Annotated in this window: 12 protein-coding genes; 7 read left to right on the forward strand and 5 right to left on the reverse strand. The window is 64.7% G+C overall.

What is annotated here, in order from left to right; translation table 11 throughout:
• Nucleotides 1–1063, forward strand: a 1063-nt coding sequence (locus JOY90_RS10580; RefSeq protein WP_291691082.1) for an amidohydrolase/deacetylase family metallohydrolase, incomplete at its 5' end; no start/stop codon positions are given.
• 39 nt (nucleotides 1064–1102) lie between these two features.
• Entirely contained in the window at nucleotides 1103–2713 is a 1611-nt protein-coding gene (locus JOY90_RS10585) for an ABC transporter substrate-binding protein (protein ID WP_291691083.1), read from the forward strand.
• 240 nt (nucleotides 2714–2953) lie between these two features.
• On the opposite strand, the gene JOY90_RS10590 is transcribed toward JOY90_RS10585, so the two are convergent.
• Nucleotides 2954–4549, reverse strand: a complete 1596-nt coding sequence (locus tag JOY90_RS10590) for an EAL domain-containing protein (RefSeq protein ID WP_291691084.1) — start codon at nucleotides 4547–4549, stop codon at nucleotides 2954–2956.
• Between the two features lie 172 nt (nucleotides 4550–4721).
• Between JOY90_RS10590 and JOY90_RS10595 the strand changes: the two genes are divergently transcribed.
• From JOY90_RS10595 to JOY90_RS10605, 3 genes are read left to right on the forward strand one after another with little or no spacing between them, the layout of a single operon-like run.
• Complete coding sequence (locus JOY90_RS10595; RefSeq protein ID WP_291691085.1) at nucleotides 4722–5048, forward strand: helix-turn-helix transcriptional regulator; 327 nt, start codon at nucleotides 4722–4724, stop codon at nucleotides 5046–5048.
• Nucleotides 5041–5520 (forward strand): SRPBCC family protein, encoded by a 480-nt coding sequence (locus tag JOY90_RS10600; RefSeq protein WP_291691086.1) that lies wholly within the window; start codon nucleotides 5041–5043, stop codon nucleotides 5518–5520. Before JOY90_RS10595 ends, JOY90_RS10600 begins: the two co-directional genes overlap by 8 nt.
• A 29-nt stretch (nucleotides 5521–5549) precedes the next feature.
• Nucleotides 5550–6209, forward strand: a complete 660-nt coding sequence (locus JOY90_RS10605; protein WP_291691087.1) for a glutathione S-transferase family protein — start codon at nucleotides 5550–5552, stop codon at nucleotides 6207–6209.
• Between the two features lie 12 nt (nucleotides 6210–6221).
• On the opposite strand, the gene JOY90_RS10610 is transcribed toward JOY90_RS10605, so the two are convergent.
• On the reverse strand, nucleotides 6222–7082 hold the full coding sequence (locus tag JOY90_RS10610) for an alpha/beta fold hydrolase (protein WP_291691088.1): 861 nt from the start codon (nucleotides 7080–7082) through the stop codon (nucleotides 6222–6224).
• A gap of 116 nt (nucleotides 7083–7198) precedes the next feature.
• Nucleotides 7199–7669 (reverse strand): Fic/DOC family protein, encoded by a 471-nt coding sequence (locus JOY90_RS10615; RefSeq protein ID WP_367276909.1) that lies wholly within the window; start codon nucleotides 7667–7669, stop codon nucleotides 7199–7201.
• On the opposite strand from JOY90_RS10615, the gene JOY90_RS40105 reads away from it, so the two are divergent.
• Nucleotides 7583–7960: a hypothetical protein gene (locus JOY90_RS40105; RefSeq protein WP_367276910.1), complete on the forward strand. Its 378-nt coding sequence runs from the start codon at nucleotides 7583–7585 to the stop codon at nucleotides 7958–7960. The genes JOY90_RS10615 and JOY90_RS40105 overlap by 87 nt on opposite strands.
• Before the next feature lie 255 nt (nucleotides 7961–8215).
• Here the strand turns inward: JOY90_RS40105 and JOY90_RS10625 are convergent, their stop codons facing one another.
• Complete coding sequence (locus tag JOY90_RS10625) at nucleotides 8216–8494, reverse strand: hypothetical protein (RefSeq protein WP_291691091.1); 279 nt, start codon at nucleotides 8492–8494, stop codon at nucleotides 8216–8218.
• A 449-nt stretch (nucleotides 8495–8943) separates the two neighbouring features.
• Here JOY90_RS10625 and JOY90_RS10630 point away from each other — a divergent pair, with 449 nt between their 5' ends.
• Nucleotides 8944–11286: a TonB-dependent siderophore receptor gene (locus tag JOY90_RS10630; protein WP_291691092.1), complete on the forward strand. Its 2343-nt coding sequence runs from the start codon at nucleotides 8944–8946 to the stop codon at nucleotides 11284–11286.
• Between the two features lie 138 nt (nucleotides 11287–11424).
• Here the strand turns inward: JOY90_RS10630 and JOY90_RS10635 are convergent.
• Nucleotides 11425–11676: substrate-binding domain-containing protein (locus JOY90_RS10635; RefSeq protein ID WP_291691093.1), on the reverse strand; the 252-nt coding region annotated here is incomplete at its 5' end.

Here is an 11676-nt window from a genome sequence, read left to right on the forward strand (position 1 = left end):
TCTCAAAGCCGACGCCAGCACTGCTGTGCGCGATGTGTCCGGCGCCATCATCACGCCGGGGCTGATCGATCTGCACACCCATGTCTACTGGGGCGGGACCTCGCTCGGCATCGATGCCGAGGAATTTTGCCGCACCTCCGGCGTCACCACCGCTGTTGATACCGGCAGCGCCGGCCCCGGCAATTTCGCCGGCTTCCGCAAGCACGTGATCGAGCCGAGCCAGGTCCGCATCCTTGCCTTCCTGCACGTCTCGCATGCCGGCATTTTCGGCTTCTCTGACCGTGTCATGGTCGGCGAGAGCGAGGAATTGCGGCTGATGGACCCGATCACCGCCGCCGAGGTGGCCGAGGCGAACCGCGACCTGATCGTCGGCATCAAGGTGCGGGTCGGCCGCCACTCCTCGGGCACGTCGGGGATCGTGCCGCTGGAAATCGCGCTCGAGGTCGCCGATCAGGTCGGCATGCCGTTGATGGTGCACATCGACCATCCGCCGCCGAGCTATGAGGACGTGCTGGCGCGGCTGCGCCCCGGCGACATCCTGACCCATGCGTTCCGGCCGTTTCCGAACACGCCGGCGACCGCGCAGGGTACGGTGAAGAGGAGCGTGCTTCAGGCGCGTGAGCGCGGCGTGCTGTTCGACATCGGCCACGGCAAGGGCTCGTTCGCGTTCAAGACCGCGCGCGCGATGCTCGCCAACGGCTTCTATCCGGACACTATCTCTTCCGACGTCCACGCGCTCTGCATCGACGGCCCGGCCTTCGATCAGGTGACGACGCTGTCGAAATTCCTCTGCATGGGCATGGCGCTGCCGGACGTGGTGGCGGCCTCCACCGTCAATGCGGCGATGGCGCTGCGGCGCCCCGAGCTCGGCAGCCTGGAGCCGGGCAGCGTCGGCGACGCCACGGTGATCTCGATCAGGGAAGGCCAATTCGACTATGTCGACGTGGTCGGCGAGCACCTGACCGGCGACCGCAAGATCGCGTCTGAAGGTGTCGTCATCGGCGGCCGCTGGTGGCACCCGGCTTCCGCCGGGCAAGCGCTCCACGGACTGGCCGCAAAGTGATAATAACGCTCCAAAAGCCATGACGTGAGGCGATCGCAAATGTTCCACCTCTCGCGCCGGAAACTGCTCAAGACCCTCGGCCTCGCGCCATCGGCGCTGGCGTTCTCGTCACTCCCGACATCGCCGTCGTCCGCCGCCACGGCCAAGACCATCACCGCGGTGATGCATTCGGACCTGCGCATCCTGGATCCGATCTTCACCTCGGCCTACATCGCCCGCGACCATGGCTACATGATCTACGACACGCTGCTCGCGACCGACGCCAATTTCAAGGTGCAGCCGCAGATGGCGGACTGGAAGGTCACCGACGACAAGCTGACCTATACCTTCACTCTGCGCGACGGGCTGAAATGGCATGACGGCGCGCCGGTCACCGCGGAGGACTGCATCGCCTCGCTGAAGCGCTGGGGCAAGGTCGACGGCATGGGGCAGAAACTATTCGATTTCGTCGCGGGCTTCGAGGCGCCGGAGGCGAGAACCATCGTGCTGAAGCTGAAGGAGCCCTACGGCTTCGTGCTGGACTCGCTTGCAAAGCCGTCGGCGCGGGTGCCTTTCATGATGCCGAAGCGGCTCGCGGAGACGCCCGCCGAGCAGCAGACGGCCGAGCAGGTCGGCTCGGGCCCGTTCAAATTCGTCAAGAGCGAGTTCCAGCCCGGCGTGAAATCGGTCTACGAGAAGAACACCGACTACGTGCCGCGCAAGGAGCCGGCGAGCTGGCTCGCCGGCGGCAAGGTCGTGAAGGTCGATCGCGTCGAATGGGTGACGATGCCCGACGCGCAGACCGCGGTGAACGCGTTGCAGGCCGGCGACATCGATTTCCTGGAGAACCCGCCGTTCGAGATGCTGCCGGTGCTGCGGGCCAATCCGGAGCTCACCATCGACACGCTGAACAAGTTCGGCTTCCAGACCTATGGCCGCATGAACTTCCTGATTCCGCCCTTCGACAGCGTCAAGGTCCGCCGCGCCGCGCTGCTCGCGATCAACCAGAAGGACGTGCTCGACGCGCTGGTCGGCAATCCCGACTATTACAAGATCTGCGGCGCGATGTTCATCTGCGACACGCCGCTTGCGACCGACGCCGGCGCGGAGTCGCTGATCAAGGGCAACGGCATGGCGGAGGCGAGGAAGGCGCTGGCTGCGTCCGGCTATGACGGCACGCCGGTCGTGATCATGGCCGCCAGCGACGTCGTCATGCTGAAGCCGCAGCCGGTCGTGGTCGCGCAGGCGCTGCGCGAGGCCGGCTTCAAGGTCGACCTGCAGACCACCGACTGGCAGACGGTGGTGAGCCGCAGGGCGAGCCAGAAGCCGGTCGGCGAGGGCGGCTGGAACATGTTCTTCACCTTCTCGACCGCGGCCGACGAGATGAATCCCGTGGTCAACTTCCAGGTCGGCGGACGCGGCAAGAACGGCGGCTGGTTCGGCTGGGCCGAGGACCCGCGAATCGAGAAGCTGAAGGACCAGTACGTCCGGGCCGCCTCGGCCGACGAGCAGAAGAGGCTCGCCGAGGAGATCCAGCGCGAGGCCTATGATCAGGTGCTCTACGTGCCGCTCGGGCAGTTCCTGGCGCCGAGCGCCTGGCGCAAGTCGCTTACCGGCGTGCTCGAGGGCCCGGCGACGCCGGTGTTCTGGAACGTCGATAAGAGCGGGTAGCCCGCGGAAATCGCGGACGCCTCGCTGCGTCAGCAATGGCCGTCGCGCACCCGCTCCGGGCCGTCGTTCAGGAGCGGCGGCAATTGCGGTTCGGCTTGCGGGGTGGGAGGGCCACGGTCTTGCCCGCGGCGCTCGTCGTCGTGACGATGATGATCTTCGCGTTTGCCTGCCATGTCATGCCTTTCATGCTGCATGACAACATGCTGCGCCGCGCCGCGTTCCCTGCGATTTCCGGAACGCTCAGGCCGCGCTCTCTTGCGGCATCCGGTCCAGGAAGGCCGGAATATCGCCAGCCGCCATCGCCTTGCTGAACAGGTAGCCCTGTCCCTCCGTGCAGCCGAGCGTCCTGAGATACGACAACTGGTTGACGTCCTCGATGCCTTCGGCAGTGGTGACGAGGCCGAATCCCTTGGCGAGGCCGAGAATGGCACGAATGATGACTTGGCTGTTCTGCTTGCCATCGAGACGCGAGACGAAGCTGCGGTCGATCTTGATCTTGTCGAACTGGAGCGAGAGCAGGTGGCTCAGCGTCGCATAGCCGGTGCCGAAATCATCGAGCGCGACGCGGATGCCGACCTGGCGGAGCTGGTCGATCACCGTTTTCATGAGCTCGATGTTCTCGACGAACGCCGTCTCGGTGATCTCGAGCTCGAGCTGCGCGGGATCGAGGCCGGTCTCGCCGAGGGCCGCGAGCACCCGCAGGCAGAAGCTCGGATCGTGCAACTGCACCGCGGAGACGTTGAACGCCAGCGTGAAGCCGTCGGGCCAGTCGCGAGCGTCCCTGCAGGCTTGGCGCAGCAGGCGATCGCCGAGCGGATTGATGAGCTGGGTCTCCTCGGCGATCGGAATGAAGACGTCGGGCGGGACGGGGCCGAGCGCCTCGCTGCGCCAACGGCACAGCGCCTCGAACCCGATCACGCGGTTCTGGTCGAGCGAAACCAGCGGTTGATAGAATGGAACGATCGAGCCGTCATTGTCGAGGATCGCCTGGCGCAGCTCGCGCTCGATCTGCTTGCGCCGCTCGAAATGGGCGTCCATCTCGGATTCGAAAAACCGGACCGAGGATTGTCCGGCGGCCTTGGCGCGGTAGAGGGCGCGGTCGGCACGCCGCAGCAGGTCGTCGGTCCTGTCGCCGTCGCTGGGCGCCAGCGCAATGCCGATGCTGACACCGAACGTGACGGTCGCACGATCGACGATCAAGGGCTCGGCCGCCGTGGCGCAGATGCGTTCTGCCAGTCCCGCGGCATCGTCCGGCGACTGGACGTGCGGAACGAGGATCGCGAATTCGTCGCCGCCGAGGCGCGCCGCGAAGCCGGTGGGGCGCACGATCGCGGCGACCCGGTCGGCGAACTCGCACAACGCGCGGTCTCCGGCGGCGTGACCGTGGGTGTCGTTGATCAACTTGAAGCCGTCGAGATCGAGCAGCAGGACGGCCAGCGGCCTTTGCTCGCTCGCGCCGAGCAGATGCTCGGCGAGCTTCTCCTCGAAGAAGCGGCGGTTCGCGAGCCCCGTCAGCGGGTCGTGACGCGCAAGGTTGCGCGCTTCCTGTTCGGCCGTTCGGCGCGCCTCGATCTCGTGGGCAAGGTCCTGGTAGCGGCGGAATCCGTAGGCCAGCATGGCGGCGCTCACCATGAACGCCACGAACATGATGTCGTCGATTTCCCAGTCGGCGTGATCAAGCCCGAATTGCAGCAGGATGGGCGGGAGCTCGAACGCGGTAGCGACCATGAAGCTCGCGACCGCGGCGCCGAAAATCACCAGCGCGTCGCGGGTCTCGCGCCGTGTCAGGTCGAGACGCCCGCCGAGGAGCGCTCGCCACGATCGATGCAGGTGCATAATCAGCCTTTCGACGAACCGTCGCAGCTATGCAACGCCGATCTGGAATCTCCCGTTAACGGTCCGCCCCGGGGAAATACGGGCTGCTCATGGCTCCTCTTGGCTTCCCCTTGGCTTTTCCGCGCACAGATCCGTTCTTGACTCGTTGGTAAGTTATAGCTTACCGTTAGCTATGGCTTACGGAAATGCCTTGGCTGTTCTTGCAGACCCGACGCGGCGAACGGTGTTCGAGCGCTTGCGCGCCGGGCCGCGTCCCGTGAACGCGATCGCGGCGGGCCTCCCGGTGTCGCGTCCGGCGGTGTCGCAGCATCTGAAGGTGCTGAAGGAGGCGGGCCTCGTCGAGGAGCGCAGCGAAGGCGTGCGCCGGATCTACTCGCTGCGCCGCGAGGGATTGCGCGAGCTGCGCGAATGGCTGGATGGTTTCTGGGACGTTGCGCTGGAAGCGTTCAGGCTCGAGGCCGAAAAGTCGCACATGTCAGGGAGTGGAGTGGATGAGTGAGCTTGCGGCCATCGCGCCCGTGCACAAGACCGTTCATGTCAGGGCGCCGATCGCCCACGCTTTCGAGGTCTTCACCAGCGGATTGACGCGCTGGTGGCCGACGACCCACGGCGTCGGCAGGAAGCCGATCCAGAAGGTCCTGATGGAGCCGCGGCTCGGCGGCCGCTGGCTGGAGATCGCGCAGGACGGCACCGAGACGCCGGTGGCGACCATCATCCTGTGGGAGCCGCCGCATCGTTTTGTGATGCTGTGGCAGATCAACGCGCGCTGGCAGCCGGACGCGGCGATGCGCTCGGAGGTCGACGTGCGCTTCACTGCCGATGGTGCGGACGCCACCCATGTCGAGCTCGTCCACCATAAATTCGAGACCATGGGCGCGGAAGCGGGCGCCTCGATGCGCAAGGATGTCGACGGCGGCTGGCCGGGACTGCTCGGGCATTTCGTCGAGGAAGCCGAGCGCGGCGGTTCATGAAGCAGGTTCAACAAGGGGAGGAGATCGTCATGGCGGACTTCATCGTTCACTCGCTTCCGGGCAGCCCGTTCGGGCGGGCCGTGCTGGCAACGCTGGAAGAAAAGGGCGCGGCCTATCGGCTGGCGCCGGTCGCACCCGGCACGCTGCGCTCGCCGCAGCATCTTGCGCTGCATCCGTTCGGCCGCGTGCCGGTGTTCGAGCATGACGGCTTTCGGCTGTACGAGACCCAGGCCATCCTGCGCTATCTCGATCGCGTGCTGCCGGAGCCGGCGCTCACGCCATCGGACGTCAGGCGCATGGCGAGGATGGACCAGGTGATGAACGTCAATGATTGGTACCTGTTCCAGGGCGTCGCCAATGTCATCATCTTCCAACGCATCATCGGCCCCCGCCTGATGGGCATGACGCCTGACGAGGCGGTGATCGAGGCCGCGATGCCCAAGGCGCAAATGGTGTTCGAGGAGCTGTCGCGCCTGCTCGGCGATGCGCCGTATTTCACCGGCGAGGAGGTTTCGCTCGCCGACCTCATGGTGGCGCCGGGAGTCGAGTTCTTCACCATGACGCCGGAGTGGGCGGTGCTTGGCCCGCCGCGTGCCAATCTGGTCGCATGGCTCGCGCGCATGCAGGCGCGGCCAAGCATGCAGGCGACGACCTGGGAGCGCGTCTCGGAACTGGCAAAGGCGGCGTGAGGGGCGCGGCCGTCAGGCTGGATGCGCGCCGATGTGCCTCAGCATCAGCTCGCTGACGCGATCAGGCATCTGGTCGGCGCAAAAATGGCCGCCGCCGGGCAGCGCCGCGAAGCGATAGGGCGCGGCGATGAAGTCAGCCGTGCCCTCGGCGGCGGCCCGGCCGACGGTGTCGTCGGCATCGCCCCAGATGTAGAGCGTCGGCACCCGGATCGGGCCGAGCGGGGTGCGGATCGCTCCGCGTGCGCGATACCAGGCGAGCGCTGCTTCCATCGCGTCCCTGTTGCCGAGCACGGCGAGGTGCGCCGCCATCGCCGCGTTCGGCATCCCTGCGGCAGTCCAGCGCTCGCGCAGCCATCGGCAGTCGTCCGCCAGCACCATTTCGGCCGCGTCCGGCTCGAGGAACGCCTTGTGGTGCCGCGAGCGTTTTGCCTGCTCGCCATCCGCCATCTGCAGCGCGCGGTTGAAGGCGTTCGGGTGCGGCCGCGACAGGATCGTCAGCGAGGCGATCCGCTCCGCATGGCGGTCCGCCAGCGCCCAGGCGATGCTGCCGCCCCAGTCATGGCCGGCGAGATGGAAGCGCTGGTCGGCGGAGCCTGACGCCGCGACGATCGTCATCGCGTCATCCATCAGGCGGTCGATGTGGTAGTGCGAGGCATCGCGCGGATCGGGCCGGGCGAGCGGCGAATAGCCGCGCTGGCTCGGCGCCACCGCGCGATAGCCCATGTCGGCGAGCGCCGTGATCTGGGGGCGCCAGCACTGCATCGATTCGGCGAAGCCATGCAGCAACAGCACCAGCGGCGCGCCTTTGTCGCCCGCGGCCAGCGCGTCGAAGGTGAGGGAAGGCGAGATGGGGATCTGGGTGAGGGAGGGCATGGGGTCCGACGATTTTGGCGATCCGTTTGGGGTCTTTCCCATCGTGATCGCATCGGCGCGCCGGATGCAAGTCCGGCGAGCGCGGCTGTAGTGCAAGATTTCGCTTGAACGAAGGTCTACCTCTCTATGAGGTTGCCGATGGCCTGGGCTAAAGGTCCTTCATCGCCTTCGAAGCTCGCGATCATCGCGTCCAAGAAGGCTTCTGGATCGAATTCATTCAGATCAATCGGATATCCCGCCCGATCTGCCAGGAGCAGGAAGAATGAGAGCTGAGCGCGGCCGTTACCCTCACGGAACGCGTGGATTGCATTCAGTTCCGACAAGGAGTGGGCGGACTTTCCGGCAAAATCCTTGGAGGAAAGCCCTTTCAGAAAGCTATCCCGCTCGAGCTGTGAGAAGAGCTTTTGTGCCTCACTCCCGATGTTTTCCGGATAGCAGAACATGCTGTTCCCTTTCGAGATGCGAACAGTTCGTGCTTCTCCGGCCCACTCATAGACATCTTGGAACAGATGGTGGTGAATTACTTTGAAATGGAGGAAATCCAGACCGCCGACCGGGAGCTCCTCATCGGCTCTGACATCGCTCACCTCGGCCTCGAAGGCGCTCAGTTCTTCTGCGTCTCTGAGATCAAGCTTGTTTCTGAGAACCGTCGTACCCGGGTAGCAATACTCATCGGATACGGCATCATACATGGCGCCTCAGGTCTTTCGGTACGCCTTGATGATCAGCTTCCGCCGTTCTTCAGGACTGAGATCCTCAGTTTTCGAGAGCACGGCATTTCCCCTCATCTTCGCCGAGAAATGGATGCCCTCAACGGCACTTATTTTCCGGAAGCGCGAACTACCTACAATAAAGCCCGTTGCTTTGCCGGTCTTTGAAGATGATTTCTTGGACGCCATATCTCAATATTAGCATCGATTGGGCTCGCTTGCACAGGTGAATCACGAATGGATTCGGCTTGTGAACGGGCGTAGTTGGCTTGATTTGCGCCGTTCGCCGTCTGATCTCGTCGAGATCGCGATGGGACCCCCGACTAGGGTTGGGCCGGGTTCGCGCTTTCGTCATTGTACCATTTGCCGAGCGGCAATTGCTGCAGTCCGCGCCGACGATCGCGTCATACGCGATTCTCCCGCTCAATTCGGCAGCGGGTCGATTCCCGTGAGGAACGCGAAGACGTGTCCTTCGTATTCATCGCGGCTCAGCTCCAGGTGCAGCGCCACCTGCAAGGCCGCGGCCTCCCGCGTGTTGGCGTGCCTGACACTGAGGCGCGACGTACCATCCCACAGCGGGAGGCCGCAGGCGCGATAGGAGGCGAGCTCGGTGACGAACCAGGGCTCGGCGCAGAGCCGCCTTGCCCGTTCGAGGTCGCGGCTCATCAAGGCGAGAACCGCTCGTCCATCGATCTCGAGCACGAACTCATTTCGGCCGGACTTCCGATATCTGCCCAATGGGTCCGCCTGGTTTGAACCATTCTGGCAGGATGAACCCGGCCGCCTTGGAATTATTCCACTTCGAAAGGCGCCTCGCACGGCGGCGCGCATCGGCCGGCGTGTTACCGCAGGCCGTCGATGTTCCGAAATTGGAGTCGCAACTCGTTGTGCGAATGCGATCGATATCGCATCGGTTTTGTTTTGATCGATTCAAGACGAGCGTGGGGGAATGGCGCGAATGAGGACGGGTTCATCGCTTTGACCTCGATGCATGGTGGCGTCTTTCAAACACGCCCAGGCATCCTGGAGTTGAATCATTCCAAGCGGGGCGCGAGGGTCAGATGGAAGGAAAGGCAATGGCGTTGCGGCCGACGATGGGTTCGTCGGGCCGGCCGCGATGTCGGACGCTTGTTGCGGCGAGCACCGTCGCAATGACCGCGGCATTCGCTGGATCGGCGCCGGCTCGCGCACAAGCGGCCGGCCAGCAAGTAGAGATTCCGCCGGTCAACGTGACGGCACCGGCCGAAACCAGGCGTCCGTCGCGACCGGCCGCCTCGCGCCATGCCGATCGCGGCGCGCCCAGGCCGCAGCCGCAGCGCGCGCAGCCGGCCGAACAGCAACAGGCGACGGCGGTCGCGCAGTCGCAGGACGCCCGCACCGGAACGGTCGGCTATTATTCGAACAGCACCTCGGTCGCGACCAAGACCGACACGCCGCTGCTCAACATCCCCCAGTCGCTCAGCGTGATCACCAAGGATTTCATCCGCGACCAGAGCTACCAGAACCTCACCGACGTGACGCGCTACGTGCCCGGTGTCGCGGTCCATCAGGGCGAGGGCAATCGTGACGAGCTCGTGATCCGCGGCATCGATTCCAGCGCCAACTTCTTCGTCAACGGCTTTCGCGACGACGTGCAGTATTTTCGCGACGTCTACAACACCCAGAGCATCGAGCTCCTGAAGGGGCCGGCCGCGATCACCTTCGGCCGCGGCGCCGGCGGCGGCGTCCTCAATCGCACCCTGAAGGAAGCGGACGGCACGCGCGTCTACGAGGCGACGGCGCAGACCGGCTCGTGGGGCGACCGGCGGTTCACGCTCGACGCCGGCCAGGCGATCAACGAGAACGTCGCTGCGCGCCTGAACGTATTCTACGAAGGCGCGGACGCCTTCCGCGACTTCAACCACCTCGAACGCTACGGCATCAATCCGACGGTGACGCTGACGCCGGACGACGACACCAGGATCAAGCTGTCCTACGAGTACTTCCACGACGACCGCACCGCGGACCGCGGCAATCCCTCGCAGGCGGAGGCGGGAGCGCCTGCCGGGACGACCGCGACGCGTTTCAACCCCACGACGCCGTTCGCGCCCACCGGCGACTTTTCCATCTTCTTCGGCAGCCCGAGCCTGAATCAGGCGATCGCCACGGTGCAGACCGGCATGGCACTCATCGAGCATGATTTCGACAACGGGCTGACGGTCAGGAACGGCACCATCGCCGCCGACTACAAAAAGTTCTATCAGAACATCTATCCCACCGGCGGTGCGTTCAACGGCGGCGTCGATCCGACCGACACCTTCTTCAATCTCGGTGCCTATCAGCACACGACCAATCGCGACAACGTCTTCAACCAGACCGATTTCACCTACAAGACGTGGGTCGGCCCAACCCACCACACGGTCGGCTTCGGCACCGAATTCGGCCGGCAGACCGGCGTCGACATCCGCAACACGGGCGTGTTCCCGAATGGCACGCCGACCGGCATCAACACCATCACCATGAATCCGTTCTCGCCGACCTATTTCGGGCCGGTGACCTTCGTGCATCACTTCACCAACACCAACATCGGTGACGGCGTCACGACGGCGGATTCCAACAGCAGCTACGGCCTGAACATCCAGTCCGGCTACGTCCGCGACACCGTCGATATTACGCGCTACCTGCAGCTGATCGGTGCCGTACGCTATGATCGTTTCGACATGTCGGCGCTCGACATGAACACCAGCATCCAGCGTGCGCGGCTGGACAATCTCGTCTCGCCTGCGGCCGCCGTGATCGTCAAGCCACGCGACGATCTTTCGGTCTACGGCGCCTACAGCGTGTCCTATCTGCCCTCGACGGGCGATCAGTTCAGCGCGCTCAACAACGGGCAGTTGATCCTGCAGCCGCAGAAGTTCGAGAACAAGGAGATCGGGCTGAAATGGAACATCAATCCGAAATACCTGCTCTCGACGGCGATCTACCAGCTCGACCGCACCAACCAGCCGGTCCCCGTGCCGGGCGCGCCCCCCGGATCGGGGCTTGCCTTCCCGAACGGCGCGAGCACCATCCGCGGCCTCGAGATCAGCCTGAACGGCTACATCACGGATCGCTGGCAGTCCCAGCTCGGCTATGCCTATACCGATGCACGCGTCGCAAAGGATCTGACCGCGGCCACCGTCGCGCTGCCGATCCTGGCCGGCAACCGCGTGCAGCTCGTGCCCTTCAGTCAATTCGCCTGGTGGAACAAATATCGGTTCACGGACATGTGGAGCGCGGGCGTCGGCGTCATCTATTTCGGCGATTCCTTTGCCAGCAGCGACGACACCGTGCGCCTGCCGGCCTTCTTCCGTTTCGACGCCGGCGTCTATGCCAACATCGACCGGAACTGGAAGGCCCAGCTCACGGTGGAGAACATCCTCAACACGAACTACTGGGCCTCCGCCGACGGCGACAACAACATCTCCGCCGGACAGGGCCGCACGGTCCGGCTCAAGGCGATGTACAAGTTCTGATCTTGCCGCGTCATAACTGCCGTTATTTCGCGTTCGATGCTGTCGCATCGCCCCGGAATGACGGCGAAGAAGACGTTGCGCTGAGCTTAGGACGCAAGGGGTAGCTGACTTACCGCGCGAGGGCAGGAGCTGCTCCTACTACTGCCCCGCCGGCAGGCCGATCGGCTTGAAGCCGGCTTTTGCCAGCACGGCCTGTCCCTCCGGCGAGAGGATGGTGAGCGCGAGCAGCAGGGCGGCCGGCTTCGCGTCCTTGAGCACGGCGAGGCCGTATTGCGGGCCGACGCTCAGCTCCGGCGGGAATTCGCTGATCGTCAGCGACGGATCGAGCCTGGCAAGGCGGGCACGGCCGGAGCAATAGACGATGGCGAGATCGATCTTGCCGTCACGCAA

This window comes from Bradyrhizobium sp., assembly GCF_019242285.1.
Taxonomy (GTDB): Bacteria; Pseudomonadota; Alphaproteobacteria; order Rhizobiales; family Xanthobacteraceae; genus Bradyrhizobium.

What these genes read in the sequence shown, in the direction of transcription:
- JOY90_RS10585 (WP_291691083.1), top strand. Translation starts at nt 1,103, where the DNA reads ATGTTCCACCTCTCGCGCCGGAAACTGCTCAAGACCCTCGGCCTCGCG.
- JOY90_RS10590 (WP_291691084.1), bottom strand. Translation starts at nt 4,549, where the DNA reads ATGCACCTGCATCGATCGTGGCGAGCGCTCCTCGGCGGGCGTCTCGAC.
- JOY90_RS10595 (WP_291691085.1), top strand. Translation starts at nt 4,722, where the DNA reads ATGGCTTACGGAAATGCCTTGGCTGTTCTTGCAGACCCGACGCGGCGA.
- JOY90_RS10600 (WP_291691086.1), top strand. Translation starts at nt 5,041, where the DNA reads ATGAGTGAGCTTGCGGCCATCGCGCCCGTGCACAAGACCGTTCATGTC.
- JOY90_RS10605 (WP_291691087.1), top strand. Translation starts at nt 5,550, where the DNA reads ATGGCGGACTTCATCGTTCACTCGCTTCCGGGCAGCCCGTTCGGGCGG.
- JOY90_RS10610 (WP_291691088.1), bottom strand. Translation starts at nt 7,082, where the DNA reads ATGCCCTCCCTCACCCAGATCCCCATCTCGCCTTCCCTCACCTTCGAC.
- JOY90_RS10630 (WP_291691092.1), top strand. Translation starts at nt 8,944, where the DNA reads ATGACCGCGGCATTCGCTGGATCGGCGCCGGCTCGCGCACAAGCGGCC.